Genomic DNA, 23,983 nt, shown 5'->3' with positions numbered 1-23,983 from the left:
GAGTTCTCCCCGTTTTCGAGCGACCTATCGCACAAACCGAAGCGACTCTCTCATTCGACGCCGGTTCGACCGGTAACGCGTTCCGTTCGGTGCCGAGTCGAATAGCCGTCACTCCGTCCCAGTGTCAAACCGCGCGGCAACTGCATCGGAGACGTTGGACAGGTGTGCTGCTCCCCAGATAGCGACGATGATTCCGCCGACGCTGTCGAAGACCAAATCGAGCATCGTGTTTTCGAGCGAGTACTGCGACAGGACGCTCGCCGTTCCCAGCGTCGTCGCGAGTCCATCGAGTCCGAACTCCAACAGTTCCCAGAGGACGCCGAACGCGAGCGTGAACAGCAGGATGAACAGCACCATGAACGTCTTTGGGAGGTAGACGGAGTCCGCGTGGATGTCGAGCGCTCGAACCGTCGTGTATCCCGCGGCGGCGACGAGCGACGACGAGAGGGTGTGGGTCAGTTGATCCCACAGTCCGATCGAGTGGTATAGCCCGACGGTTCCGATAGCGTGCAGAAAGACCGGGACGACTATCCAGAGCGTCAGGCCCGCGTCGATGGGGAGACGATAATCCCGTTCGAGTACCGCCGGTAACTCCATCAGCGCGAGCGCGACCGCCGTGTTGACGATGATGCCGATGTTCGCTCGGTACACGCCGAACGCAAGCACGCCGACGAGAACCACCTGAAGCGCTCGCACCAGACGCCGTTGCTGTCGATCCGAGAGCCACCCTTCGGACGACTTCACGGCCGTCATCTCCTCCGATTCGCGTCGCTTACCTCCGTCCCGAAAGCCGAACCGCCGCGGGTCGATTCGTTGGAAGTACGCCGCGAACAGGATTCCTGCCCCGATTCCTACTCCGGTGGCCGCGAACAGCGACCACATCACGGCACGAAGGTTCTGTAAGTTCTGCATTCCCGTCGTTACGTCGACGACCCATTGGATGACCGCCCACGCACCGGCGATTGCCATCGTCGTGACGACGACGAATAGAACTGCGAACGACGGGGAGAGTTCGACCGTGCTGAAGGCGTCCATCTCCACCGAGACCACGAGCGCGAGCGCCGCGACGGACAGAAACACGGCGACGGACCGGGGCAAAACCGGCCCGAACGGAACGCTCAGGATGGGAATTGCGACGAGGAGAAGGGATTCCCACGGAACCATCGCCGTTGCCCGGCGATACGTTCCGACGGGTATCAGCGCAACCGCGAGCGCGACGAGTCCGAACCCCGACCAGAGGAAGTCCCCGTCGAGAACGCTCACGAGGACGGCGATACCGATCGAACCGATGAGTATCCACGCGGCGAGCGCGTTTCGCTTCCCCCGTTCGATTCCCTCCTCGGTTGTTTCCCGGGACATACGTCTACTACGCGCAACACTCCCTAAAGGGAGAAGGCCGCGTGGAGCAAACGCCCCTTTTCGTGACCGCGTTTACAGTGCTGTCCTCCGCCTCGCTCGGACGAGAAATTCGTCCGAATACGCAAGCGTTTTCGCCGTGATTATGCGCGAACCCACGCTTTCGGATGTGTTTCCCGAAGGTGGTCGTGGTACCATTTCATCGTCTCGGGGTAAGACGACCCTATCATTTGCACACCGCAGTGGCGGCAACGTGCCATTGCCATTGCTGTGACGGTGGTAGAGGGGGTTGATAGCTGTTCCTATTTGAATTGGGTGGGTACCATTGAACAGCACTCACGAGTAACGACGCCATTCCTCATCGAAATGCCGGTGGGAAACCGGGTTTGCCTTCGTTTCCTACTCGGATACCACCAAAATCCGCGTGTTCTCTCGCTTGTCGGCGAACTCGCTTCCGGCGGGTGGCTTGATGTCCACTTCGAGCGTTCCTTCCTCCTGATTCGGTCCCAGCCCGGGCCGTATCGAGAGCGTGGCTTCCCCGTTCTTCCCGGTCGTCGCCGTCCGAATATGCTCCAGCGTGGCGGAATCGCCTTTCACGACGACGGTCGCCCCTGCGACCGGTTTCCCGTCCGAATCGATGACCGATATGTCGACGGATCGGTGGCCCGGTTGCACCACTTCGGGGGCCGGTTTCGCGTCCAGTTCGCTCACCGCCAACCCGTTGAGGCCCGACAACATGTTCATCATGACGCTCAGGCTGGCGACGCCCACGACGAGCGCGATGACGAGTCGAATCGGAAGCCCCTCGATGGCGCGGTCGTCCGACCGAAACAACTGGACCGTGCGGTGAGTTCGTACCTCCTCGAACCGCTGACGGATTGACATGCCCCGGAGTGGTTCCGGTTTCGGACATAAACCTTCGTCCGAGGGTTTATCATGGAAGCCGGGACCAGCACCGGACATGACGGACGTTCTGGGGCGAGCGGACGACGGCGGTATCTCGGGTGCGCTCGGAACCTACCGGGCACGTGACGGCAGCGCGGGTGCCGCCGTCGAAATCGATTTGGACGGGCCACACGCCGCGTTGGTCGTCGGCAAACGCGGGTACGGAAAGTCCTACACCCTCGGCGTGCTGGTTGAAGAACTCGCGGCCGCCGCGGGGGTTTCCCCCGTCGTTGTCGACCCGATGGGCGCGTTTCGTACGTTCGCGGACGTTCCGGGGTTCTCGGTCGTCGACGAACCTCGCGTGTCCGCGGGCGCACTCTCGCCGCGAGCGTGGTGTGCGTTACTGGGCCTCGATCACGAGAGTTCGGCCGGGTCGCTGGTCTGGCAGGCGGCCGCGAAGACGGACACACTCGCCGCGATGAAGGAATACGTCGGAAACGCGGACGCGGTGCAGGCAACCCGCCGGACGGCCCGGAATCACCTTGCGCTCGCCGATTCCTGGGGCGTGTTCTCTCCCGATGGACTCACCGCGGCGGACTGTCTCTCCGGGGCGACGGCGACGATACTGGACTGTTCGGGCTACGACGCTGCGCCGATGAACGCCGTCGTTCGAGCGGTCGTGGAGGACCTGTACCGCGCTCGGGTCACGGACTCGGTGGCGACGCTCCCGTGGTTGGTCGTGGACGAGGCACACGCCTTCTTCGACGGAATCGCCGCTCCGGCGCTTCGAACCGTCCTCACCCGTGGACGGCGGCCGGGCGTCAGTTTCGTCGCCGCGACCCAACGCCCGGCCGCGCTTCCGGAGGATGCGGTTTCACAGGCCGACATCCTCGTGGCCCATCGTTTGACCTCACAGGCCGACCGCGAGGCGCTCGCCCGCGCCCGCCCGACCTACATGCACGGGCCGTTCACCGACCGAATGCCCGAAAAACCGGGGTCGGCGCTCGTCGTGGATGACGCGACCGAAAGCGTTCACGCCGTGCAAATTCGCACGCGACGGGTCGAACACGGCGGCGGCAGTCCGAGTGCGAGCGCACTGACCAGTGAGACAGGAGAAGAGAACGAATCGCCGCGTCCTTTCGAGTCCGTTAAGTGCGTTCGATAAGGAGTAGCGGAGTAACCGGGCGATGGAGTCCGCCTCCCCCAACCGCCGAACACGTCGGCTGATGACTCCTTTTCGAGAGCCACAGATATGGGAAGCAAGCATCCACTCCACACGATAGAGGTCCTGTTGTTGATAGGCGTCGGCGGGTTTGCGGGATCCAATCTTCGGTACTTCGTCAGCCTCGCCGAACCCGGATTGACGGGAACGCTCATCGCGAACGTCGCGGGCTGTTTCGCGCTCGGGTTCATCCTGTACGAGGCCATCTACATGGGTTACCTCGCGGACCAGACCCACTTCGTCGTCGGTACGGGGTTTCTTTCCTCGTTCACCACGTACAGCACGTTCGCCGTTCAGACCACGCAGGCGGCGTCGCCGCTTTGGATGGCCGGAAACGTCGTCGCCAACTACGGACTCGGGCTTTTGGGTGTCTTCCTCGGTCGTTCGCTCGCCCGACGAGTCAACGGGGGGGTCGGCGAATGACCTCACTCGACCCCGCGCATATCGTGGGAACCGGCGGGGCGATCGGTGCGCTGTGCCGCCATTTCGTGGGCGAACGAATCGACGCCGAGGAGTTCCCCATCGGGACGCTCACGGTGAACGTCGTGGGGAGTTTCGTCCTCGGCCTCATCACGTTCCTCTCCGTCGACAATCAAATCGCGCTCCTGCTCGGAACCGGCGCGTGTGGGTCGTTTACGACCTTCTCGTCGTTCTCCTTCGAGACGTTTCGACTGTGGGAGACCGGCGAACGCCTCCGTGCCACTGTCAACTCCGTCGGCACCCTCGTCGGTGCCGGAGTCGCCATCGGGCTGGCGTGGGGCGTGGTCCAACTCCTCGGTTAGGATTCCGCCGCCACTCGAACGACGAGTACGGGTAAATCGGTGTTTCTGATGACCTTCTCGGTGACGCTCCCGTTCAGAAAATGCTGGAATCCGCTTCGACCGTGAGTTCCCATCACGATGATGTCGATTCCGTGGTCGTCCGCGTACGCCAGTATCTCCTCGTGGGGCAGTCCTCTGAGGAGTTCGGTTTCCACCGGAACCCTTCGTTCGTTTGCCCGCTCTCGAACGGTCGAAATCGCGTGTTCTCCCCCCTCGGCTCTGTCGCGTTCGATGCTGAGCCACTTCGCGTCGGAGAGTGTGCTGTACTCACGCGTATCGACGACGGACACCGCGTGAACGCGCCCGCCGGTGAACCCCGCGAGGTCGAGCGCTTCCGCGATGGCGTCCTCGATTTCGGCGCTGCCATCGGTGGGAACGAGTATCTCGTCGTACATCCCCGGAAATTTGGATGGGAAACGGCATAACTGTACCCCGGTTCCGGATTCCTCACGTGAACTCCATGCTTCCCCGAATCTTCACGTGAAATAGCGCTGCCATACGACGATGACCGATGGCGTCAGCACGAGTGCCGTGAGGTAGGAGTAGAAGATGCTCAATGCCGTCACGAGTCCGAACTGGCCGAGGACGGGCGTGATGGCGAGGACGAGGACCCCGGTTCCGGCGACGGTCGTGAGCATGCTGCCGGTCAACGCTCCACCGGTTCCTCGAACGGTGCGGGTGAGGGCGGCGAACACGTCCGACTCGTCTTCGAACTCGTCGGTGAACCGGTGGACGACGTGGGCGGAGTAGTCCGTTCCCAGTCCGAGAGCGATCGCTAACACCGTCGCCGTCAGCGCGTTGAACGGAATGCCGAACAACCGCATCGTACCCGCCAAGAGCGAGACGGCGACGACGATGGGAAAGAGGTTGATGACGCCGAAGGCGGCCCGACCGACGAGCATGCGATAGACGAGCGCGAGGAAAACCGCCGTGGCGATGAGTGCAGTTGCGAGGCTTCGCAACGCGGACGCGAAGATAATGTCAGCGATGGATTGGAAGACGACGATTTCGCCGGTCGCGGTCGCATCGAGGCGGTAGCGTCCGGCCACTTGCTGTGCGTCACGAGTGATTTCCCCCTGCGACGCACCGCTTTTCATCGTGTAGACGACCTGTGCGCTCCGCTGGTCCTCCGTGATGTACTGGAGCGCTTGCCCACGGGCGGGCGAGGAGAGCAATCGGTCGTAAATCGCTCCGAGGTCGTCGTCGGGAACGCCGTCCCCGTCGTCGTCGTTCCGAGCGACCAACCGCCGGAACTCGGGTGACTGACTGCTGTAATTCCGAATGACTGTGATGATGCTTTCGGACTCCGCCCGTCTGTCCGTTTGGGCGAACGACTTCGGCGGGTTTCGGTTGGCGTGCTGAATCGATTCGAGCGCGTAATCCTCGCGAAGCGGCCCCTGTACGTATATCGTCACGGTATCCCCCTCGACGCGGGCGAACTTCTCGTCGAGGAAGTTCGTCGTCTCGGTGACGGTGTACGTCCCCGGCGCGAACGGTTCGGGAAGCGATTGCAGATATCCCGGCGTCTGCTCCGGTGGCAGGAAATCCTCGTTCGAAAACGACGTGTCGATGCCGGTCGCGTAGTAGCCCGAAACGGCGGTGGTGAGGAGTGCGACGGCGAGAACGACCGGGGCACCGCGGCGGGCGAGCGTGACGCTTCCCTGTAGGAACTGGCCCAAAACGGACCCCTCCTCGCCGAGCGGTCGAAGGCCAAACACGGGCAGTCCGACGCGGTATCGGAACCTGTCGGTCGCCACCTTCGCCGCCGGGAGAAATATGCCGAAGATGAGCGCCGTGACCGAGATTCCTATCGCGGCGACCAGTCCGAACTCCCGAATCGGTTGCAGGTTGCTGGTCAGGTTCGACGCGAAACCCAACACGGTCGTTCCGGTGACGATGAAGAAGGCGACGAGGAGTTGGTCCGTCGTTCGCCGCATCGACCGTCCGATTTCGAGTCCGGTGACGCGTTCCTCGCGGTAGCGGTTGATGGCGTGGATACCGTAGTCGATGCCGACCGCGAGGAGCAGGGGCGGCACCGCGACGAGCAGTTGCGTGAACGGGATGCCCAACCACCCCATGAATCCCAGCGTCCAGACGATGGTCATCACCAGCGAGACGACGCCGAGCAGGAGGTCCAGAGGGTCGCGGTAGGCGAAGAGCAGGAAGACGAGTATCAGTACCGCCGCCGCGGGCGTGACGATGATGAGCGAGTCGAAGGTGACGCTGGACAGCTCCGAGGAGATGATGCCGCTTCCGAACACGCGGACGTCGCTATCGACGCTGCCGACGACCGACTGGGACCGCACTTGAATTCGTGTCAAAGGATCGTTTTCGCTCGCTTCAGCGCCTGCTTGCTGTTCGAGCCCCCGCGGAATCTCGTGTTCCACGATGCCTATCGTCGCCGACGCGGAGGCGGAGCGGCGGTTGAAATCCTTGCTCAACAGGGCGCGAAATCCGGGATCCGTCGCCGCACGCCGGACCGCCGCTTCGACGTCGGAGTCGGGCGCACGCCGAACGGCACGAAGTTGGGCTTCGAGCGTCGTCGCGTTCGGGTCGAGCGTCACGGCGACGATTCTCGCCGCGCTCGTCGTCGAGGAAACCCGAAGGTCGGCGCGGCGTTCGAGCCGATACTGCGCCTCCAACATCGCCACCAGTTCCGGCTTCGAGAGCACGTTCCGACCGGTTTGGATGAGCTGTGTGCTCCCGTTTTCGACCGCGAACGGCGGCGTGAACTCGCGGTTGACGGCATCGAACGCCTCCTGTGCGGGGCTGTTCTCGGTGAACTGGCTCGTCCCGGATTCGGTGGAGACGCGGGTCAGTCCGACGCTGAAAACGACCGTCAGGACGAGAAAGACGAGAATCACCGTTTTCGACCGGTCAGCGATCCACACGTCGAGCCAATCGATGACGCGCTGGTAGTCCACCATCGGGACTCACCGCCGTTGCCGCCGACGGCGCACGAAGAGGACGACACCGATGGCGAACAGAAGGGTGATTATACCGACCACGATGAGCCCACCGGACCCGCTCGAAAACGACAGCACTCCGCCCTGTCTCGGTGTCGTCACTCGAACCGGAACCTCGTACGTGTCGGTGAGTTTCGTCTCCCCATCCGGCGTGTCGTACTGGAAATCGACCGACATCGGATACGCGTTCGCGAGCGTTCCCCCGTCTGCACCGACGTCGAATCTGATGGTCGCCGATTCGTTCGGTTCCAGTTTCTCGATGAACGCCCCGTTGTCGTTTATGGTCAATGGACTGTCCACGAACGCCTGCGCGTCGATGTTTCGGAGGGTCCGATTCTCGTTGTTCGTGACGACGAACGAAACCGTCGCCGTCGAACCCGATTCGACCGAGGTTCGCTTCGCGTCCAGACGGAACTCGTCCCGACGTGGACCCACCGTCACCTGGGCGTCGAGGGATTTGCTCTGTCGCGGGTCGCCGTCCTGATTCTGGTATCGCACCACGAACGACAGTTGTCGCGGGCCGCGGTCGGCGGCGTCGCTCACGTCGATTTGAAAATCGAACGGGGACGATTCGCCCGAGTCGAGCGTTCCGAGCGCGTACTCCGTCTCCTTCGGCGACACGGTGGTATTCCCTCCGCGTGACACGAGCACGAGAACGGCGCTCGGCGCGCGCTGTGGCCCTTCGTTCGTCACGGTGCCGGAGACGGTCCCCTCCTGTCCCACATGCAACGTGCTGTTCAGGTTCCCCAGCGAAAACGACTGTTCCGGGTCCGGTATGACGCCGATGAGGTGTGGTTCCGTCCGATTCCGCGTTCCGTTCTCGCGATACGAAATCGAGAGGCTGAACGGGTAGTTCCCGCCGACCGTGTCGTTGCTCGCCGTCACCCGATACTGGAAGGTTTCCCGTTCGTTCGACGACCACTCGCTCACGAACTGACTGGCGTTCTGCGACCGTCCGAGCGTGAGCTGTTCGTTCGCGGACTGAAGCGACACCACGGCGTCGTCCACGTCGCGTCCCGTGTTCTCCACGCTCAGCGAAACTACCCCCGTATCGCCGGACTGAACGTTCGAAGAAACGCTCGTCACCTCGAACCGCTCCAGTTGAACTCGGTCGGTCGGTTGCACATCGAACGTGTACGGTCCCGCCCGTTCACGTTCCCCGTCGGCGTCGGTGAACGAGATGACCGCCTCGAACGGGTACTGTCTCGCCTCCGCGAACTCCTCGGCGAGCAGGCCGTATTTGACCGTCCGCCGCTCGCCCGCCGACCAATTTCCGACGAATTTACGCGCCGTCTGCGACGGCCCGAACCGAACGCTCTCGTTCGGCGACCGCACCCGAATGCTCGCGTTCGAAACGTCCTCTCCCGTGTTCTCGAACGTGATGGACAGGTTCCCCGTCCCGTTTATCGGGACGTTCGAAGCGACGGAGACGATTCTGAACTCCCCCGTCGGTCCCGGCGTTCCCTGCTCGATAGCCGACTCGCTGCTCGAACCCACTGCTCCCGGCCACACGCCCGCTAGTACGACCAGCAACAGGAGTCCTATCGAGAGTCCCGTTCGCCCGTTCATCCGCCGCGTCCCACCGAACTCGTCTCCCCCGTTTGTGCCATTCGTTTCCCCCGCTCTGCTGTCACGTCGTCGCGATTCCTATAGGTTACCCCCGTCGGACTGGACTGAGCGGCGGGTTTCCGAGGACTTCTCGCTCGACGCAAGCGTCGCTCACGGATCGAAATCAGGGAGAACGCCCGAGGCGGGACTGAGCAAACGCGTGCGTTTGCGAGGGCCGAAAGACGCTCCGCGTCTTTCGGAATTTGAACCACGCCCGAGAACCTGCACTACGTGCAGAACCTCGGTCTGCTTCAAACCCCTTTGAGGTCCTCTTGATTTGATGTTCGCTCGACGCAAGCGTCGCTCACGGATCGAAATCAGGAAGAACGCCCGAGGCGGGATTTGAACCCGCGTCACGACCGTGACAGGGTCGTATGATGGGCCACTACACCACCCGGGCCTTCGTATTATCTCCTTTTTGCCGACCTTATTAAGGGGTGTCGATTTCGTCGCTCAGTGATAATGATTGACTCGATGTGGGTGTTTGCTTTGTTTCAGTGTGACAGAATGATGCGTTGGTCAGTCGAATACCGTCGCCAGCGTGTAGTCACTTGCCCAGTTGATTTTCGACGTGGGCGCTTTCGGATGCGGTTCCTCGACTCGAAGACGCATCTCCCCGGAACCGGTTTCGTGAATTGGTATCCAATAAACATCGTCGGTTCTTTGGGAGTACACCGCGTACACGTCTATCTCCTCCGCGGTGTACCTTGAGTCCACACGCCCGCCAGCACTGACCGTCGACGTATAGAGGTTGAACCGAACTGTACCATTTATCCAACTTCCAGTTTTACACTGTACCCGATAGAGGGTTTGCCCGTCGTCGGCCACAAGGTCGTACCTATCGCTGTCCCCGAACGGAACGGACACCGACAGCCCGACTGCCATGAGCCTGCTCAGAACAGTACTTTCCGTTTCATCCCCTTTCCGTGACGAGTTCATTTCTCCAGTCGGTCGTGGATGGTTCTCTCTCCCTTTTGAACCTACGTGGGTCACTCTGCCTGTTTCGAATTCCTCTCGGCAAAAGACGGCCCATGGAGAGTCGCCACTCGTCAAGTATCGTTTCGTTAAAAAGCGCCCGAGGCGGGATTTGAACCCGCGTCACGACCGTGACAGGGTCGTATGATGGGCCACTACACCACCCGGGCCTTCGCATTCACTCCTTTCTGGCTTGTACTCTTAAGGCTTTCCAAACACGCGCCGGATGTGGGTTTGTACCGAGGGATGTTAACACATCCCGAATGCCCAAACCATTTATACCAGAACGAAGTAGATAGAGGTGTTCAGTTGGTCGCCTCCGCTTCGTGGGTGGAGGTTCGGGATAGCCGAGCGTGTGCGAACCTACTTAGCAAGTCTTAAATGAGTGCTGCGTGTAATACCCTGTAGTATCTCGTGATAGCCATTTCTCCCGTTAGCCGAAAACTCGCGCACACATGGTAGACGTAAGCCAACACAAAATGGTTCCAGAGCACTCCATCGTCGACCCGGACGAACTCGACGAGGTGCTCGAGGAATACGACATCAAGAGTACAGACCTGCCAAAGATCAAGCGGACCGACCCGGCACTGCCCGACGACGCAGATACGGGTGACGTCATCAAAATCGTCCGCGACTCTCGAACGACGGAGAACGCCGTCGTGTATCGACTCGTGGTGGAATAATGCAACAGGAAGACAGACGCACACTATCGAGGGAGTATTTCTCGAAAGAACGACTCGCGGAGCATCACTACCGCTCGTTTAACGCTTTCCTGACCCGCGGCATGCAGGAAGTCGTTACCGAGAAGGGAATCATCGACACGGACATCGGCGACAAGGAGGGCGAAGAACCGGTGTTCGTCGAACTCGGCGACATCCGGGTGGTCACCCCGCGCGTACGTGAAGCGGACGGCAGCGAAGAACTCCTCTACCCGCAGGAGGCACGTCTTCGCAACATCACGTACGCCGCACCCGTCTTCATGGAGATGACCATCGTCAAGGGCGAGGGTGACGACAAACGCGTCGTCGATTCGACCGAAACGAAAGTCGGTCGGATGCCGATAATGGTCGGCTCGGAGAAGTGTAACATCGCCAACTTCGACGAGGAGGACTTGGTCGAAATCGGCGAGGACCCCGCCGACCCCGGCGGCTACTTCATCGTCAACGGTTCCGAGCGAGTGTTGATGACCTCGGAGGACCTCGCGCCGAACAAGATTCTCGCCGAGTACGACACGAAGTACGGCGACGAGATTCAGGTCGCAAAGACGTTCAGCCAGCGCCGTGGCTACCGCGCGCTGGTCCTCGTCGAGCGCTCGCGCGACGGCCTGCTCGAAGTGTCGTTCCCGTCGGTGTCCGGGAGCGTCAACTTCGTCACGCTCGTTCGCGCGCTGGGCCTCGAATCCGACGAGGAGATCGTCCACCGCGTCTCCGACGACCCGGAAATCGTGAAGTTCATGCTCGAAAATCTGGAGGCGGCGGAGGTCCAGACCCAAGAGGAGGCCATCGAGACGCTCGGGAAGCGCGTCGCCTCCGGACAGGGCAAGAACTACCAGTTGAAGCGGGCGAACTACGTCATCGATCGCTACCTCCTGCCGCACCTCCACGAGGACGGCGTCGAGGAGGAGGAAGTTCGCATCAACAAGGCGTACTACCTCGCGCGGATGGCCGAGGCGTGTTTCGAACTCGCGCTGGGCCGCCGCGACTCGGACGACAAGGACCACTACGCCAACAAACGGCTGAAGGTGTCCGGCGACCTGATGAAGGACCTGTTCCGCACGGCGCTGAACAAGCTGGCACGCGACGTGAAGTACCAGCTCGAACGCGCGAACATGCGCAACCGGCAGTTGTCCGTCAACACGGTGGTTCGATCCGACGTTCTCACCGAGCGTCTCGAACACCCGATCGCGACCGGGAACTGGGTGGGCGGCCGCTCCGGCGTCTCGCAGTTGGTGGACCGGACGGACTTCATGGGCGTGCTGTCACACCTTCGCCGCCTCCGCAGTCCGCTCAGTCGCTCGCAACCCCACTTCGAGGCGCGTGACCTGCACGCGACCCAGTGGGGTCGCATCTGCCCGTCCGAGACGCCGGAAGGGCCGAACTGTGGTCTGGTGAAGAACTTCGCGCAGGCGATGGAGTTGAGCCAGAACATCGAGGACGAACAGGAACTCAAACACGAACTGTCGTCGATGGGAGTCGAGGGGATTCCCGGAATCGAGAGCATCGAAGGGAGCGCAGACTGATGAGTCAGGGACGAGAAGCGAAAGTATACGTCAACGGCAGTCTGGTCGGAACACACCCCGACCCCGAACAGCTCGCAGATCAGGTACGTGAGGCGCGACGACGCGGCGACGTGAGCGAGATGGTGAACGTCTCGGTCAAGGAACGTACCAGCGAAGTCATCATCAACGCGGACGCGGGACGCGCCCGTCGACCGCTCCTCGTGGTCGAGGACGGCGAAACCCGCATTACGGACGAGGAAGTCGAAGCGCTCAATCAGGGCGACCTCTCGTTCGAGGAACTCGTCGAACGCGGCAAAATCGAGTTCATCGACGCCGAGGAGGAAGAGGACATCTACGTCGCCGTCGATGACGCGGAGTTGAACGAGGACCACACGCACCTCGAAATCGACCCGCAACTCATCTTCGGTATCGGCGCGGGCATGATTCCGTACCCGGAACACAACGCCAGTCCCCGTATTACGATGGGTGCGGGGATGATGAAACAGTCGCTCGGCCTGCCGTCGGCGAACTACCGAATTCGTCCGGACACGCGTCAGCACCTCTTCCACTACCCACAGCTGTCGATGGTGAAGACGCAAACGACGGAGCAGATCGGTTTCGACGACCGACCCGCCGCACAGAACTTCACCGTCGCGGTCATGAGCTACGAAGGGTTCAACATCGAGGACGCGCTCGTCATGAACAAAGGGTCGGTCGAGCGCGCGCTCGCTCGTTCGCACTTCTTCCGCACCTACGAGGGCGAGGAACGCCGCTACCCGGGTGGACAGGAGGATCGCTTCGAGATTCCGGGCGACGACGTTCGCGGTGCCCGCGGCGAGGACGCCTACACGCACCTCGACGAGGACGGTCTGGTCAACCCCGAGACGCGCGTGGACGAGAACAGCGTGCTCCTCGGCAAGACGAGTCCGCCGCGGTTCCTCGAAGAACCGGACGACATGGGCGGTCTGTCGCCACAGAAACGCCGCGAGACGAGCGTCACGATGCGCTCGGGCGAATCCGGCGTCGTGGACACCGTGACACTGATGGAGGGCGAGGACGGTTCGAAGCTCTCCAAGGTGTCGGTGCGCGACGAGCGAATCCCGGAACTCGGGGACAAGTTCGCGTCGCGGCACGGACAGAAGGGTGTCGTCGGTCACATCGCGCCGCAGGAGGACATGCCCTTCACGCAGGAGGGGGTCGTCCCGGACCTCATCGTCAACCCGCACGCGTTGCCGTCGCGCATGACGGTCGGTCACGTGCTGGAGATGATCGGCGGCAAAGTCGGAGCGATGGAAGGCCGTCGCGTGGATGGGACGGCGTTCACCGGCGAGGACAAGGAGGAACTCCGGTCGGCGCTGCAGGAGCGCGGCTACAAATCGTCCGGCAAGGAGATCATGTACTCCGGCGTGACGGGCGAGAAGATCGAGGCCGAAATCTTCGTCGGCACGATTCTGTACCACAAGCTCTACCACATGGTGTCGAACAAGCTCCACGCCCGGTCCCGTGGCCCGGTGCAGGTGCTGACGCGTCAGCCGACGGAAGGGCGCGCCCGCGAGGGTGGTCTCCGCGTGGGTGAGATGGAGCGCGAGGTGCTCATCGGACACGGTGCCGCGTTGGCACTCAAGGAGCGTCTCCTCGACTCCTCCGACCGCGAATGGATCTACGTCTGTGGGCAGTGCGGTATGAGCGCGGTGGAGAACATCGACCAGAACCGCGTGTACTGCCCGAACTGTGAGGAAGAAACGGATATTCACGAAATCGAGATGAGCTACGCGTTCAAGCTCCTGCTCGACGAGATGAAGGCGCTCGGCATCGCGCCGCGACTCGAACTGGAGGACGCAGTCTAACATGGCAACAAGTCAAACTCCCAAGGAAATCGGCTCCATCAGCTTCGGTCTGATGGACCCGGAGGAGTACCGAGAGATGTCGGCGACGAAAATCATCACCGCCGACACCTACGACGACGACGGATTCCCCATCGACATGGGGCTGATGGACCCGCGATTGGGCGTCATCGACCCCGGTCTGGAGTGTAAGACCTGCGGGCAACACTCCGGGTCCTGTAACGGTCACTTCGGCCACATCGAACTGGCCGCCCCCGTCATCCACGTCGGATTCACGAAACTCATCCGCCGTCTCCTTCGCGGTACCTGCCGCGACTGTTCGCGCCTGCTCCTCACGGAGGAGGAAAAGGAGAAGTACCGCGGCATGCTCACGCGGACGAAGGAACTCGGCAACGATATCACCGACGTGACGAAGGCCGCGATTCGCGAGGCCCGCAAGAAGGACCGCTGTCCTCACTGCGGTGAGGTCCAGTACGACATCAACCACGAGAAGCCGACGACCTACTACGAGGTTCAGCAGGTCCTCACGAGCGAGTACTCGGAGCGAATCGCCTCCCGTATGCAGGGTCGAAACGAGGAAGGCGACGAGGACGAGGACCTCGAACCCGTCTCGCCGCAGGAGTTGGCCGACCAGACGGACGTCGACCTTTCGCGTATCAACCAGATCATCTCGGGCGAGTTCCGACCGCGCGAAGCGGACCGGAAGGCCATCGAGAAGGCGCTCTCCATCGACCTCACGACCGAGGACATGAACAAGCTGATGCCGTCGGACATCCGCGACTGGTTCGAGGACATCCCGGACCGGGACATCGAGGCGCTCGGCATCGATTCGAATCGTTCGCGTCCCGAGTGGATGATTCTGACCGTCCTTCCGGTTCCGCCGGTGACGGCCCGTCCGTCGATTACGTTGGACAACGGCCAGCGGTCCGAGGACGACCTGACCCACAAACTGGTGGACATCATCCGCATCAACCAGCGGTTCATGGAGAACCGCGAGGCTGGTGCCCCGCAGCTCATCATCGAGGACCTGTGGGAACTGCTCCAGTACCACGTCACGACGTTCATGGACAACGAGATTTCGGGTACCCCGCCCGCCCGCCACCGCTCCGGGCGTCCGCTGAAGACGCTTTCCCAGCGGTTGAAGGGTAAGGAAGGGCGATTCCGTGGCTCCCTGTCCGGGAAACGCGTGAACTTCTCGGCGCGGACCGTCATCTCGCCGGACCCGACGCTCTCGCTGAACGAAGTCGGCGTCCCGCAACGGGTCGCCCGCGAGATGACCCAGACGATGAACGTCACGCCGCGAAGCATCGAGGAGGCCCGACGCTACGTTCGAAACGGACCCGAGGGGCACCCCGGCGCGAACTATGTCAAGCGACCCGACGGCCGTCGCCTGAAAGTGACCGAGAAGAACTGCGAGGAACTCGCGGAGAAGGTCGAACCGGGATGGGAGGTCAATCGACACCTCATCGACGGCGACATCGTCATCTTCAACCGACAGCCGTCCCTGCACCGGATGTCCATCATGGCCCACGAAGTGGTCGTGATGCCGTACAAGACGTTCCGACTGAACACCGTCGTCTGTCCGCCGTACAACGCCGACTTCGACGGCGACGAGATGAACATGCACGCCCTCCAGAACGAGGAGGCACGCGCGGAAGCGCGCGTGCTCATGCGCGTGCAGGAACAAATCCTGTCCCCGCGCTTCGGTGAGAACATCATCGGCGCGATTCAGGACCACATCTCCGGGACGTATCTCCTCACCCACCACAATCCGCACTTCAACGAGACGCAGGCGCTCGACCTGCTCCGTGCGACGCGTATCGACGAACTGCCGGAAGAGGACGGCACGGACGAGGACGGCACCCCGTACTGGACGGGTCGGACGCTGTTCTCGGAACTCCTGCCCGACGGCCTCGAACTCGAATTCACGAGTTCGACCGGCGATACGGTCATCATCGAGAACGGCCAACTCCTCGAAGGGACGATAGACGAGGACGCGGTCGGTGCCTTCGGCGGGGAGATCGTCGACACCATCTGTAAGGCGTACGGCGAGACCCGCGCCCGTCACTTCATCAACGAGGTCGCGACGTTGGCGATGCGCGCCATCATGCACTTCGGATTCTCCATCGGTATCGACGACGAGACGATTCCGGTGGGCGCACAGGAACAGATCGACGAAGCCATCGACAACGCCTACGAGCGCGTTCAGGACCTCATCGAGACGTACGAGAACGGCGAACTGGAATCGCTTCCGGGCCGAACCGTCGACGAGACGTTGGAGATGAAGATCATGCAGACGCTCGGCAAGGCGCGTGACTCGGCCGGTGACATCGCGGAGGATCACTTCGCCAGCGACAACCCGGCGGTCATCATGGCAGACTCCGGTGCGCGTGGGTCGCTGCTCAACCTGACCCAGATGGCCGGCTGTGTCGGACAGCAGGCAGTTCGGGGCGAGCGCATCAACCGCGGATACGAGGACCGCACGCTCTCGCACTATCAGGCGGACGACCTTTCGGCGGACGCCCACGGCTTCGTGGAGCACTCCTACACCGGCGGTCTGTCGCCGTTGGAGTTCTTCTTCCACGCGATGGGTGGACGCGAGGGTCTGGTGGACACGGCGGTCCGTACGTCCAAGTCCGGATACCTCCAGCGTCGTCTCATCAACGCCCTGTCCGAACTCGAAACGCAGTACGACGGCACGGTGCGCGACACCAGCGACAACATCGTTCAGTTCGAGTTCGGCGAGGACGGCACCTCGCCGGTTCAGGTCTCCTCGGACGAGGAGAATCCGATAGACGTCGAAAGCATCGCCGACCAGATTCTGGACGAGGAGTTCGACAGCGAGACACGAAAACTCGAATTCCTGGGCGAACAACGGCCGCCGACGAATCTGTCCGAACACGCGGACGCACGGCAGGTGGAATCCGATGATTGAGCGGAGCCCAATCAAGCTCACCTTCAGCAAACTTCAGGTGAACGATGACTAACGTAACAAACGATATGGAAGCCATCGTCGAGGACACCGAACTTCCCCGACGACTCAAGGACGAAGTGTACGATACCGTCGAATCGCGCGATGGCGTCTCGCTCGAACAGGTAACGGACATCGCCAAAGCGGTCGAACACCGCTACCTCGACACGCGCGTCGACCCGCTCGACCCCGTGGGGACGGTGAGCGCCCAGTCCATCGGCGAACCGGGAACGCAGATGACGATGAACACGTTCCACTACGCGGGTGTGGCGGAGATGGACGTGACCCAAGGGCTTCCGCGCCTCATCGAACTGGTGGACGCACGGAAGACGCCCGACACGCCCATCATGACGGTGTATCTCGAAGACGAGTACGCCGAAAACCGCGAGAAGGCTCACGAAGTCGTCTGGAACATCGAGGCGACGAAAATCCTCGCACTCGGCGACATCTCGACGAACGTCGCCGACATGATCGTGTCCATCAACCTGAACGAGGACACGCTCGAAGAGCGGATGATCACCCCCGACGAGGTTTCCTCCACCATCGAGGACAGCCTCGGCGTCAAGACGACCCAGCAGGGGTCGGTCATCGAGTTCGGTCCCGACCAGCCGAGTTACCGACGACTCCTCCAGTTGGTCGAGGAACTCCGCGAAATCGTCTTCAAGGGCATCGAGGAGATTTCCCGCGTCGTCATTCGGCGCGAATCCCTCGACGAGGGCGAGGAGTTCGTCCTCTACACCGAGGGGTCGGCGTTCGCCGACGCGCTCGAAATCGAGGGCGTCGACGCCTCCCGGACGACGTGTAACAACATCCACGAGATTTACCGAACGCTCGGCGTCGAGGCGGCGCGCGAATCCATCATCGAGGAGACGATGGACACGCTGGAAGAACAGGGTCTCGACGACGTGAACGTCCGACACCTAATGTTGGTCTCGGACATCATGACCAACCGCGGAACCATCGAGTCCATCGGCCGCCACGGTATCTCGGGCAGCAAGGAGTCCGTCCTCGCACGTGCGGCGTTCGAGGTGACGGTGAACCACCTGCTCGACGCCGCCATCCACGGCGAAATCGACGACCTGAACGGCGTCATCGAGAACGTCATCGTCGGCAAACCGATCAAACTCGGAACGGGCGACGTGAACCTCCGGATGGGTTCGGTCAGTCGCGGCGCGGAACCGTCCGACTGATGACGGTCACACTCACCGACACGGCCCGCCAGTACATCGCCCTCTTCGAGGACGAAACGGGCGCGACGGCCCGGGACTGTATCGTCCTCGGTGAGGACGACGAAAAGCGCGTCATCTTCGTCGTCAAACCCGGCGAGATGGGACAGGCCATCGGGCCGGGCGGCGAACACGTTCGGAACGTCGAGGACCAACTCGGCGCGGACGTGGAACTCGTCGAGGATGCCGACGAACCGGACCGGTTCGTGGTCAACGCGCTGGCCCCGGCGGAAGTCCGGCACGTCACCATCAGCGAGAACGACGACACGGTGGCCTACGCCGAGGTGGCACAGCAGGACACCGGCGTCGCCATCGGGGCGAACGGCCGCAACATCGAGGCCGCGAAACTGCTGGTAGCGCGCCACTTCGAGGTGGACGACATCCAGTTGACCTGAACCACCTTTTGCTGCGGTCGGGGGCCGAGAGCGAGCGCAAATTGCGCTCGCTCTCGGCCTACCTCCCTGGCAAAAGCTGGACCAAAAGCCCGCGCTCCTCCCGCCGCTCACTGCGTTCGCTTTGGTCGTCGCTTGGCCCGCTCGCCGGTCGCTACGCTCCCGCTCGCGGCGAGTGTTCGTCGGTGCGGCGGCTGTACAGATTGCTGATTTTTGGGACGTTCGGACGAACTGCACATCGGCAGTTCTCCGAGTACCGAGGATGGCCGGTTCGCACCCGCCGAGAGTAGTCTCCGTATCAAGATTTATCTCAGATAACCACTATTTTCGTGGTATGAGCCTCCGCTCCCTCCTCCGTCCTCGCCGGGCGCTCGCCTTTCCGTTCGTCGCCGTTCTGTACCCGCTCCTCTGGTTCATCGTTCGGGACGCGGACGTCACGACGGCGTATGGAGTATCCGGCGTCGTTCCGCGGACACTCGGATTCGTCACCGGTGCCGTGGTCGTGAGCTACGTCGTCGCAGTGGTGGTCGTCGAAGTGGTCGAAGGGGATTCGGACTCGGCTTCGACGTGGAAGCGCTGGTTGTTTGCACCTTCGAACCGCGCACTTGCGCTGTTTGCGGTCGTTTCGCTGCTGCTCTGGATTCAACTACTTGACGTGACGACGACGCCGGTGTGGCTTCGTGACGTCGAGCGATTGCTCGGAGTCGCCGTCGGGTGGCCGCTGATGGCGGCGTACCTCGTCGGATTCGGTTTGAGCGTGCTCTTTCGGGGTTCTCTCGGCGTCCAATTCGCCGCTGTGGCCGTCGGCGTCTCGCTGTCGGTGGCGTGGCTGTTCGTCCTGTTCGGGTGGTTTGCGGACGCCGTTTCACGGTCGCTGGGGACCGATTCCCCGACGGGCCGATGACACGGTTCGGTTCGAACGAAACCGTTGGCTCGGCTTAGAATCACTGAAACGCTTTCAAATCGCTTTATCGACCCCTTTCGAGCGACCTGCGGGCGTTTCGCCGCTTCCAAAAGGGGACGCTTAAGTACCTTCGTCGGATAGTCCACTGCATATGGCGAACGGCAAGTACGCAGCTCGTAAGCTGAAGAAGGACCGCCAGAAGCATCGGTGGTCTGACTCCGATTACGCCCGACGTGAGCGCGGTCTCGGGGAGAAATCCGACCCCCTCGAAGGCGCGCCGCAGGGCCGAGGTATCGTGCTGGAGAAAGTGGGCATCGAGGCAAAACAGCCCAACTCCGCGATCCGGAAATGTGTCCGTGTCCAGCTCATCAAGAACGGAAAGCAAGTCTCCGCGTTCTGTCCCGGCGACGGTGCGATTTCGTTCATCGACGAACACGACGAGGTCACCATCGCCGGTATCGGCGGTGCGAAAGGTCGTGCGATGGGTGACATCTCCGGTGTCAACTACAAGGTCGAGAAGGTCAACGGCGTGAGCCTGAAAGAACTGGTTCGCGGAAACGCGGAGAAACCGGTCCGATAACCATGAGTGCAGACGAAGAACAACCAGAGCCGGAACAGGAAGTCGGCACCGAAGGCGACGAGATGGCCGCGAAGCTGTTCGGAACGTGGGACGTTTCGGAAATCGATTTCCGCGACCCGAGCACCGAGCGCTACATCACCATCACGCCCGTCGCGCACACGATGGGCCGCCACGCATCGAAGCAGTTCCAGAAGAGCGAGGTCAGCATCGTCGAGCGCCTCATCAACCGTCTCATGCAGACGGAGGAGAACACGGGCAAGAAACAGCAGACGATGAAGATCGTCCGCAGCGCGTTCGACATCGTTCACGACCGCACCGAGGAGAACCCGGTTCAGGTTCTCGTCCGTGCCGTCGAGAACGCCGCTCCGCGTGAGGAGACGGTTCGCCTGAAATACGGCGGTATCTCGGTCCCGAAGGCGGTCGACGTCGCTCCCCAGCGTCGCGTCGACCAGGCCCTGAAATTCATCGCGGAAGGTGCCCACAGCGCATCCTTCAAGTCGTCGACCGATGCCGAGGAGGCACTCGCGTCCCAGCTCATCGGCGCTGCGGACTACGACGTGCAGACCTACGCGGTCAACCAGAAGGAAGAGAAAGAACGCGTCGCCGCCGCGGCCCGCTAAATTCTCTCGGATATTCTCTCGTTTATCCCGTTCGTGAGTTTCGACTCCGTGTTTCAGTCCGCGGCCCGTTCGGGTGCGTTCCCGCTTCCGAGAACGTACTCCCGAGCGGTGTCCACGAGGGTTTTCCTGTATTCGCTCTCGGTCGGGTCATCCGACAGCGAGAGGAATCGGTATTTGAACCCCTGTACGTCCACGGTCGGTGCGTCGCGCGAGGCGGTGCGGGCGAGGTCGTAGAGTCGGTGATCGCGCGGGACGAGGTCGTGGCGCTCGACCATTGCGAGAGCGAAGGCTGCGTTGACGGCGGTCATTTCCGGGTCGGACGTGGCGGTCAGCCGTCGTCCACGAACCTCGGCGGGGCGGTCCGCGACGGCCGTTGCGAGTTCCGATTCGAGGAACGTGACGAGTTTGTCGCTCGGGCCGACGCGGAGCGTGATATCGTCGGCGTAGATGTCCTTCATGTGGTTCGCGATCTGGTAGCAGTGGGTGAGCTTCCGACGTTCGACCGACCGACCGGCGAACGCGAGGAACAGCGCCTCGGCGGTGGACTGGGTGTGCGAGGGATGGTCCTGTTCGTTACGCGCCATGTGGGAGTACTCGTGGAGCGCGAGTTCCCGGGCCATGACGCTGGTCGCGGCCTGCCGAGAGATGTTGAGGACGTGGTGGTCGTCGGGATGGGCGGTCCACGTTCGTTCGTCGGGGTCGTCGCGAACGCGGACGTGAACCGGTCGTTCGAGGTCGAGCTCGGTTTCGAAGATATCGGAAGCGCTGAGGAACGGGCTCGGGGACGTCAAACCGTGTACTCGAATATCCATGCGTGTTGTTGGCACGGCCTACACGGCCATTACTCTTGTGCCATATGTGACTGTTTAGCAGGGAAATGGACCGTTTCCGGCCGTTTTTCGGGCGGGAAAACACTACGCTTTTCAACCTCGTACAGGTAGGGATACCCATATATGGGTAGACGAAAGAAGATCGTCGAACAGTGTGAGCGGCTTATGGACAACCCGGAGCGAATCCGGAACATCGCCATCGCCGCCCACGTCGACCACGGCAAGACGACGCTGACGGACAACCTCCTCGCCGGTGCGGGCATGATCGCCGACCAAGGCGAAGCCACCCAGCTGATGATGGACACGGAGGAGGACGAACAGGAGCGCGGTATCACCATCGACGCGGCCAACGTCTCGATGACTCACGAGTACGAGGGCGAAGACCACCTCATCAACCTCATCGACACGCCGGGCCACGTCGACTTCGGAGGCGACGTGACCCGTGCGATGCGCGCCGTCGACGGTGCGCTTGTCGTCGTCGACGCCGTCGAGGGCGCGATGCCACAGACGGAGACGGTCGTTCGACAGGCGCTCCGCGAGGGCGTTAAGCCGACCCTGTTCATCAACAAGGTCGACCGACTCATCTCGGAACTCCAAGAGGGTCCCGAGGAGATGCAACGCCGCCTGCTCAACGTCATCGACGACGTGAACGAGCTGATTCGCGGCATGACCGAGGACATGGACGACGTGGACGACTGGACCGTCTCCGTCGAAGACGGAACCGTCGGGTTCGGGTCGGCGCTCTACAAGTGGGGTGTCTCCATGCCGTCGATGCAAGCGACGGGCATGGACTTCGCGGACATCATGGACCTCGAACGCAACGACAAGCGCCAAGAGCTTCACGAGAAGACGCCGCTGTCGGACGTCATCCTCGACATGGTCTGTGAGCACTTCCCGGACCCCATCGAGGCTCAGCCCCGTCGTATCCCGCGCGTCTGGCGTGGCGACGACGAGTCCGAACTCGCCGAGCAGATGCGACTCGTCGACCCGGACGGCGAAGTCGTCCTGATGGTCACCGACATCGGTATCGACCCGCACGCCGGCGAAATCTCCGCCGGTCGTGTCTTCTCCGGTACGCTGGAGAAAGGCCAAGACCTCTACATCTCGGGAACCGTCGGAACGAACCGCGTCCAGAGCGTCGGCATCTACATGGGTGGCGAGCGCGAGGAAGTGGAGCGCGTCCCGGCAGGGAACATCGCGGCCGTCACCGGTCTGAAAGACGCCATCGCCGGTTCCACGGTATCGAGCGTGGAGATGACACCGTTCGAGTCCATCGAGCACATCAGCGAACCCGTCATCACGAAGTCCGTCGAGGCGAAGAGCATGGACGACCTGCCGAAACTCATCGAAACGCTTCGACAGGTCTCCAAGGAAGACCCGACCATCCAGATCGATATCAACGAGGACACGGGAGAACACCTGATCAGCGGACAGGGTGAACTCCACCTCGAAGTCATCACCCAGCGTATCGAGCGTAATCAGGGTATCCCGGTGACGACTGGTGAACCCATCGTCGTCTTCCGCGAACAGGTCCAAGGGGCGACCACCGAAGTCGAAGGTATCTCCCCGAACCGCCACAACCGGTTCTACATCACCGTCGAACCCCTCAGCGAAGATATCGTCGAAAAGGTTCGACTCGGCGAGGTGTCGATGGACATGCCCGAGCAGGAACGGCGTGAGGTTCTGCAGGAAGCCGGCATGGACAAGGACACCAGCCAGAACGTCGAACACATCCACGGGACGAACATCCTCATCGACGACACGAAGGGTATCCAGCACCTGAACGAGACGATGGAACTCGTCATCGAGGGCCTCACGGAGGCGCTCGACGACGGTCCGCTTGCGGGAGAACCCGTACAGGGGACGCTCATCAAACTCCACGACGCGCGTCTCCACGAGGACACCATCCACCGTGGTCCGGCACAGGTCATCCCTGCGGTCCGGCAGGCAGTGCACAACGCACTCATCCACGGTCACGTCAAACTCCTCGAACCGATTCAGAACGTCCGTATCGACGTGCCGAACGAACACATGGGCGCCGCGTCCGGCGAGATTCAGGGTCGCCGTGGCCGCGTGGACGACATGTACCAAGAAGGTGACCTCATGGTCGTCGAAGGTATCGCGCCCGTCGACGAGATGATCGGGTTCTCCTCGGACATCCGCAGTGCGACGGAAGGTCGTGCGTCGTGGAACACGGAGAACGCCGGATTCCGCGTCATGGCGGACAATCTCCAACCCGAGACCATCATGGAGATCCGCGAGCGCAAAGGTATGAAGTTGGAACTGCCGCAGGCCGTCGATTACTTCTAATCGACGCCGCGCGACGCTCTCGAACCGCGATCTTTTGTGCCGTCGCCGGAATCGGCCGAGTGATTTCTCCCGTCTCCCCGCTATGGGTGCGCTGAGATGCATCTCGCGGTCAGGGGTACATAAGAACAGCATGTATCGGTTTCTGCGGTATCGTCCACTCAGTCGCGTCTCTGTCCCGTCGAGTATCCGATTTGGACTACTGCGCTCAGCTATCGGTCACCCCGGAAGACGATTTCCGCATCGCACACGGGGCAG

The 23,983-nt window shown here is 62.0% G+C and carries 20 protein-coding genes, 2 tRNA genes and 1 riboswitch; of the genes, 13 read left to right on the top strand and 9 right to left on the bottom strand.

Translation table 11 applies throughout. The features are described 5' to 3' along the window. Positions 1 to 108: 108 nt before the first annotated feature. Together LJF34_RS29250 and LJF34_RS09680 are read right to left on the bottom strand one after the other, a co-directional pair. Complete coding sequence (locus LJF34_RS29250) at positions 109 to 1,359, bottom strand: hypothetical protein (protein WP_342765865.1); 1,251 nt, start codon at positions 1,357 to 1,359, stop codon at positions 109 to 111. A gap of 396 nt (positions 1,360 to 1,755) precedes the next feature. After that, positions 1,756 to 2,241 (bottom strand): carboxypeptidase-like regulatory domain-containing protein, encoded by a 486-nt coding sequence (locus tag LJF34_RS09680; RefSeq protein ID WP_231184761.1) that lies wholly within the window; start codon positions 2,239 to 2,241, stop codon positions 1,756 to 1,758. 76 nt (positions 2,242 to 2,317) lie between these two features. Here LJF34_RS09680 and LJF34_RS09675 point away from each other — a divergent pair, with 76 nt between their 5' ends. The 3 genes from LJF34_RS09675 to crcB (LJF34_RS09665) all read left to right on the top strand — a co-directional run bounded on the left by LJF34_RS09675 (position 2,318) and on the right by crcB (LJF34_RS09665) (position 4,245). Then, entirely contained in the window at positions 2,318 to 3,406 is a 1,089-nt protein-coding gene (locus LJF34_RS09675; protein WP_231184760.1) for a DUF87 domain-containing protein, read from the top strand. 9 nt (positions 3,407 to 3,415) lie between these two features. Next, a riboswitch (Fluoride riboswitch) is annotated at positions 3,416 to 3,484 on the top strand. 9 nt (positions 3,485 to 3,493) lie between these two features. Beyond that, positions 3,494 to 3,886 carry a fluoride efflux transporter CrcB gene (gene crcB, locus LJF34_RS09670; protein ID WP_231184759.1) on the top strand — a complete coding sequence of 131 codons (393 nt, stop codon included), beginning with the start codon at positions 3,494 to 3,496 and terminating at the stop codon, positions 3,884 to 3,886. Beyond that, positions 3,883 to 4,245 carry a fluoride efflux transporter CrcB gene (gene crcB, locus LJF34_RS09665; protein WP_231184758.1) on the top strand — a complete coding sequence of 121 codons (363 nt, stop codon included), beginning with the start codon at positions 3,883 to 3,885 and terminating at the stop codon, positions 4,243 to 4,245. Before crcB (LJF34_RS09670) ends, crcB (LJF34_RS09665) begins: the two co-directional genes overlap by 4 nt. Here the strand turns inward: crcB (LJF34_RS09665) and LJF34_RS09660 are convergent. The 6 genes from LJF34_RS09660 to LJF34_RS09635 all read right to left on the bottom strand — a co-directional run bounded on the left by LJF34_RS09660 (position 4,242) and on the right by LJF34_RS09635 (position 10,003). Beyond that, complete coding sequence (locus tag LJF34_RS09660) at positions 4,242 to 4,679, bottom strand: universal stress protein (RefSeq protein ID WP_231184757.1); 438 nt, start codon at positions 4,677 to 4,679, stop codon at positions 4,242 to 4,244. The genes crcB (LJF34_RS09665) and LJF34_RS09660 overlap by 4 nt on opposite strands. An 81-nt stretch (positions 4,680 to 4,760) precedes the next feature. Further along, entirely contained in the window at positions 4,761 to 7,211 is a 2,451-nt protein-coding gene (locus LJF34_RS09655) for an MMPL family transporter (protein WP_231184756.1), read from the bottom strand. 6 nt (positions 7,212 to 7,217) lie between these two features. Continuing rightward, positions 7,218 to 8,819 carry a COG1361 S-layer family protein gene (locus LJF34_RS09650; RefSeq protein WP_231184755.1) on the bottom strand — a complete coding sequence of 534 codons (1,602 nt, stop codon included), beginning with the start codon at positions 8,817 to 8,819 and terminating at the stop codon, positions 7,218 to 7,220. A gap of 366 nt (positions 8,820 to 9,185) precedes the next feature. Then, positions 9,186 to 9,258 (bottom strand) — tRNA-Asp (locus LJF34_RS09645). 119 nt (positions 9,259 to 9,377) lie between these two features. Further along, positions 9,378 to 9,797: a group I intron-associated PD-(D/E)XK endonuclease gene (locus LJF34_RS09640; protein WP_255665806.1), complete on the bottom strand. Its 420-nt coding sequence runs from the start codon at positions 9,795 to 9,797 to the stop codon at positions 9,378 to 9,380. A gap of 133 nt (positions 9,798 to 9,930) precedes the next feature. Then, a tRNA-Asp gene (locus tag LJF34_RS09635) sits at positions 9,931 to 10,003 on the bottom strand. 285 nt (positions 10,004 to 10,288) lie between these two features. Between LJF34_RS09635 and LJF34_RS09630 the strand changes: the two genes are divergently transcribed. The 9 genes from LJF34_RS09630 (at position 10,289) to LJF34_RS09590 (ending at position 20,588) form a co-directional block, all read left to right on the top strand. Continuing rightward, on the top strand, positions 10,289 to 10,516 hold the full coding sequence (locus LJF34_RS09630) for a DNA-directed RNA polymerase subunit H (protein ID WP_231184753.1): 228 nt from the start codon (positions 10,289 to 10,291) through the stop codon (positions 10,514 to 10,516). Further along, positions 10,516 to 12,072: a DNA-directed RNA polymerase subunit B'' gene (locus tag LJF34_RS09625; RefSeq protein ID WP_231184752.1), complete on the top strand. Its 1,557-nt coding sequence runs from the start codon at positions 10,516 to 10,518 to the stop codon at positions 12,070 to 12,072. Before LJF34_RS09630 ends, LJF34_RS09625 begins: the two co-directional genes overlap by 1 nt. After that, positions 12,072 to 13,898, top strand: a complete 1,827-nt coding sequence (gene rpoB, locus LJF34_RS09620) for a DNA-directed RNA polymerase subunit B (RefSeq protein ID WP_231184751.1) — start codon at positions 12,072 to 12,074, stop codon at positions 13,896 to 13,898. Before LJF34_RS09625 ends, rpoB begins: the two co-directional genes overlap by 1 nt. Before the next feature lies 1 nt (position 13,899). Then, positions 13,900 to 16,830, top strand: coding sequence for a DNA-directed RNA polymerase subunit A' (locus tag LJF34_RS09615; protein WP_231184750.1), 2,931 nt, complete (start codon positions 13,900 to 13,902; stop codon positions 16,828 to 16,830). A 44-nt stretch (positions 16,831 to 16,874) separates the two neighbouring features. Continuing rightward, a complete protein-coding gene (rpoA2, locus tag LJF34_RS09610) occupies positions 16,875 to 18,056 on the top strand; it encodes a DNA-directed RNA polymerase subunit A'' (RefSeq protein WP_231184749.1) in 1,182 nt (393 codons plus the stop codon). After that, positions 18,056 to 18,487 carry a NusA-like transcription termination signal-binding factor gene (locus LJF34_RS09605; RefSeq protein ID WP_231184748.1) on the top strand — a complete coding sequence of 144 codons (432 nt, stop codon included), beginning with the start codon at positions 18,056 to 18,058 and terminating at the stop codon, positions 18,485 to 18,487. Before rpoA2 ends, LJF34_RS09605 begins: the two co-directional genes overlap by 1 nt. A 331-nt stretch (positions 18,488 to 18,818) precedes the next feature. Continuing rightward, positions 18,819 to 19,388: a hypothetical protein gene (locus LJF34_RS09600; protein ID WP_231184747.1), complete on the top strand. Its 570-nt coding sequence runs from the start codon at positions 18,819 to 18,821 to the stop codon at positions 19,386 to 19,388. A 151-nt stretch (positions 19,389 to 19,539) separates the two neighbouring features. Further along, complete coding sequence (locus LJF34_RS09595) at positions 19,540 to 19,968, top strand: 30S ribosomal protein S12 (protein WP_007979666.1); 429 nt, start codon at positions 19,540 to 19,542, stop codon at positions 19,966 to 19,968. A 2-nt stretch (positions 19,969 to 19,970) separates the two neighbouring features. Beyond that, positions 19,971 to 20,588, top strand: coding sequence for a 30S ribosomal protein S7 (locus LJF34_RS09590; protein WP_231184746.1), 618 nt, complete (start codon positions 19,971 to 19,973; stop codon positions 20,586 to 20,588). Between the two features lie 53 nt (positions 20,589 to 20,641). Here the strand turns inward: LJF34_RS09590 and LJF34_RS09585 are convergent, their stop codons facing one another. Then, a complete protein-coding gene (locus LJF34_RS09585) occupies positions 20,642 to 21,400 on the bottom strand; it encodes a DUF5781 family protein (protein ID WP_231184745.1) in 759 nt (252 codons plus the stop codon). Between the two features lie 141 nt (positions 21,401 to 21,541). Here LJF34_RS09585 and LJF34_RS09580 point away from each other — a divergent pair, with 141 nt between their 5' ends. Continuing rightward, entirely contained in the window at positions 21,542 to 23,728 is a 2,187-nt protein-coding gene (locus tag LJF34_RS09580) for an elongation factor EF-2 (RefSeq protein ID WP_231184744.1), read from the top strand. The last annotated feature ends 255 nt before the right edge of the window (positions 23,729 to 23,983 follow it).

Origin of the sequence: Haladaptatus sp. DYF46, assembly GCF_021083305.1 — an archaeon.
GTDB lineage: Archaea > Halobacteriota > Halobacteria > Halobacteriales > Haladaptataceae > Haladaptatus.
Note: the sequence above shows the minus strand (reverse complement) of the source record. Positions and strands in the feature narration are given on the sequence as shown.

Excerpts from the sequence above, each read along its gene's own strand:
- LJF34_RS09595 (WP_007979666.1), top strand. The coding sequence starts at position 19,540 with ATGGCGAACGGCAAGTACGCAGCTCGTAAGCTGAAGAAGGACCGCCAG.
- LJF34_RS09630 (WP_231184753.1), top strand. The coding sequence starts at position 10,289 with ATGGTAGACGTAAGCCAACACAAAATGGTTCCAGAGCACTCCATCGTC.
- crcB (WP_231184759.1), top strand. The coding sequence starts at position 3,494 with ATGGGAAGCAAGCATCCACTCCACACGATAGAGGTCCTGTTGTTGATA.
- LJF34_RS09580 (WP_231184744.1), top strand. The coding sequence starts at position 21,542 with ATGGGTAGACGAAAGAAGATCGTCGAACAGTGTGAGCGGCTTATGGAC.
- LJF34_RS09600 (WP_231184747.1), top strand. The coding sequence starts at position 18,819 with ATGAGCCTCCGCTCCCTCCTCCGTCCTCGCCGGGCGCTCGCCTTTCCG.
- LJF34_RS09655 (WP_231184756.1), bottom strand. The coding sequence starts at position 7,211 with ATGGTGGACTACCAGCGCGTCATCGATTGGCTCGACGTGTGGATCGCT.
- LJF34_RS09650 (WP_231184755.1), bottom strand. The coding sequence starts at position 8,819 with ATGAACGGGCGAACGGGACTCTCGATAGGACTCCTGTTGCTGGTCGTA.
- LJF34_RS09585 (WP_231184745.1), bottom strand. The coding sequence starts at position 21,400 with ATGGATATTCGAGTACACGGTTTGACGTCCCCGAGCCCGTTCCTCAGC.
- rpoA2 (WP_231184749.1), top strand. The coding sequence starts at position 16,875 with ATGACTAACGTAACAAACGATATGGAAGCCATCGTCGAGGACACCGAA.
- rpoB (WP_231184751.1), top strand. The coding sequence starts at position 12,072 with ATGAGTCAGGGACGAGAAGCGAAAGTATACGTCAACGGCAGTCTGGTC.
- LJF34_RS09615 (WP_231184750.1), top strand. The coding sequence starts at position 13,900 with ATGGCAACAAGTCAAACTCCCAAGGAAATCGGCTCCATCAGCTTCGGT.
- LJF34_RS09680 (WP_231184761.1), bottom strand. The coding sequence starts at position 2,241 with ATGTCAATCCGTCAGCGGTTCGAGGAGGTACGAACTCACCGCACGGTC.
- LJF34_RS09590 (WP_231184746.1), top strand. The coding sequence starts at position 19,971 with ATGAGTGCAGACGAAGAACAACCAGAGCCGGAACAGGAAGTCGGCACC.
- crcB (WP_231184758.1), top strand. The coding sequence starts at position 3,883 with ATGACCTCACTCGACCCCGCGCATATCGTGGGAACCGGCGGGGCGATC.
- LJF34_RS09640 (WP_255665806.1), bottom strand. The coding sequence starts at position 9,797 with ATGAACTCGTCACGGAAAGGGGATGAAACGGAAAGTACTGTTCTGAGC.
- LJF34_RS09660 (WP_231184757.1), bottom strand. The coding sequence starts at position 4,679 with ATGTACGACGAGATACTCGTTCCCACCGATGGCAGCGCCGAAATCGAG.
- LJF34_RS09605 (WP_231184748.1), top strand. The coding sequence starts at position 18,056 with ATGACGGTCACACTCACCGACACGGCCCGCCAGTACATCGCCCTCTTC.
- LJF34_RS29250 (WP_342765865.1), bottom strand. The coding sequence starts at position 1,359 with ATGTCCCGGGAAACAACCGAGGAGGGAATCGAACGGGGGAAGCGAAAC.
- LJF34_RS09625 (WP_231184752.1), top strand. The coding sequence starts at position 10,516 with ATGCAACAGGAAGACAGACGCACACTATCGAGGGAGTATTTCTCGAAA.
- LJF34_RS09675 (WP_231184760.1), top strand. The coding sequence starts at position 2,318 with ATGACGGACGTTCTGGGGCGAGCGGACGACGGCGGTATCTCGGGTGCG.